Source organism: Streptomyces albireticuli (assembly GCF_021228125.1).
GTDB lineage: Bacteria > Actinomycetota > Actinomycetes > Streptomycetales > Streptomycetaceae > Streptomyces > Streptomyces albireticuli.
Genome location: NZ_JAJQQS010000079.1, coordinates 1 through 1,254 on the forward strand (window position 1 = coordinate 1; position 1,254 = coordinate 1,254).

At 67.5% G+C, this 1,254-nt stretch carries 2 protein-coding genes; one reads left to right on the forward strand and one right to left on the reverse strand.

The window, feature by feature from the left end; translation table 11 throughout:
- The first annotated feature begins 46 nt into the window (after positions 1 to 46).
- Positions 47 to 403: a hypothetical protein gene (locus LUZ64_RS36645; RefSeq protein WP_095583828.1), complete on the forward strand. Its 357-nt coding sequence runs from the start codon at positions 47 to 49 to the stop codon at positions 401 to 403.
- Here the strand turns inward: LUZ64_RS36645 and LUZ64_RS36650 are convergent.
- Positions 393 to 1,213, reverse strand: a protein-coding gene (locus LUZ64_RS36650; RefSeq protein ID WP_372472114.1) for an IS5 family transposase whose coding sequence is annotated in 2 segments (ribosomal slippage) — positions 393 to 863 and positions 866 to 1,213 — 819 coding nt in all. Because the reading frame shifts where the segments join, the coding sequence is not laid out codon by codon here. The two genes, LUZ64_RS36645 and LUZ64_RS36650, sit on opposite strands and share 11 nt — an antisense overlap.
- Between the last annotated feature and the right edge of the window lie 41 nt (positions 1,214 to 1,254).

The window sequence follows — 1,254 nt, forward strand, 5'->3', positions numbered from 1 at the left end:
GACGTCGTTTCTTTTGGCTGTCAGAGCGGCATGAGAGCCTCCTGACATGAGCTATGACCTTGCTGTCTGGGAAGGCGAGAGGCCGGCGGATGACAAGACCGCGGGCCGGGTCTTCAACGACCTGTACGACCGCTACATCGACAGCGAGGTGGAAGAGCCTCCGTCCGAGCGCATCGCGGCTTACGTGGCCGCGTTGCTTGAGCGGTGGTGTGACCTCCCTGAGGACGAGGAGGACACCTCGCCCTGGTCAACCGGGCCGCTGATCGGCGAGGCCAGTGGTCCGCTGATCTACTTCCCCACGCGGTGGAGCATGGCCGAGGAGGCGTCGGCCTACGCGGCGGCCGTCGCGGAGTCCATGGGCCTGATCTGCTTCGACGTACAGCAGAACCGGCTCAGGCCGTGAGCAGAGCCGCCAGTCGGCGGTAGCCGATGAGGGCTGCGGCTATGCCGACGAAGGCGAGGAAGTGTTCGGCCTTGCGTTCGTAGCGGCGGTGGAGGCGTCGGCAGCCGGCCAGCCAGGACACGGTTCTCTCGACCACCCACCGATGCCGGCCCAGCCGCTGCGAGGACTCGACACCCTTGCGGGTAATGCGATGGCGGATACCGCGCTTGCGAAGCCATCGGCGCAGGTGGTCGTAGTCATAGCCCTTGTCCGCATGCAGCTTCGCCGGCCGCCGACGCCGGGGACCACGGCGGGACCGGATCGGCGGGATGCCGCGCACAAGCGGCTCCAGGCCCAGACTGTCATGCATGTTCGCGCCGGAGATGCCCAAGGACAGCGGCAGTCCGTTCCGGTCGCAGATCAGATGAATCTTCGATCCCAGCTTGCCGCGGTCGGTCGGATTCGGTCCCGTCAAAGGCCCCCCTTTGCAGCCCGCAGGCTGACCGAGTCGATCGCGCACCGCGACCAGTCCAGCTCGCCCCGCGCTCCGAGTTCGTCAAGGATGACACGGTAGAGCCGGGCCCAGACCCGGTCCCGGCTCCACTGGGCGAAGCGTCGGTAGACCGTTTGCCAGGCCGGGCCGAACACCGGCGGCAGCTGCCGCCAGGTGCAGCCCGACGTCGCCACGAAGATGATCGCCGCCAGGGCTTCGCGGTCACCGGCCCGACGCCGGCCACCGCCCTGCGGACGTATCACCTCAGTCGGTGGCACCACCCGCCGGAACAGCACCCACAACTCGTCCGGCACCAGTCGCTCCACGAGATCCGCCATGCACGGCTCAACGAACGATCACGCCATAAGAAACGACGTCT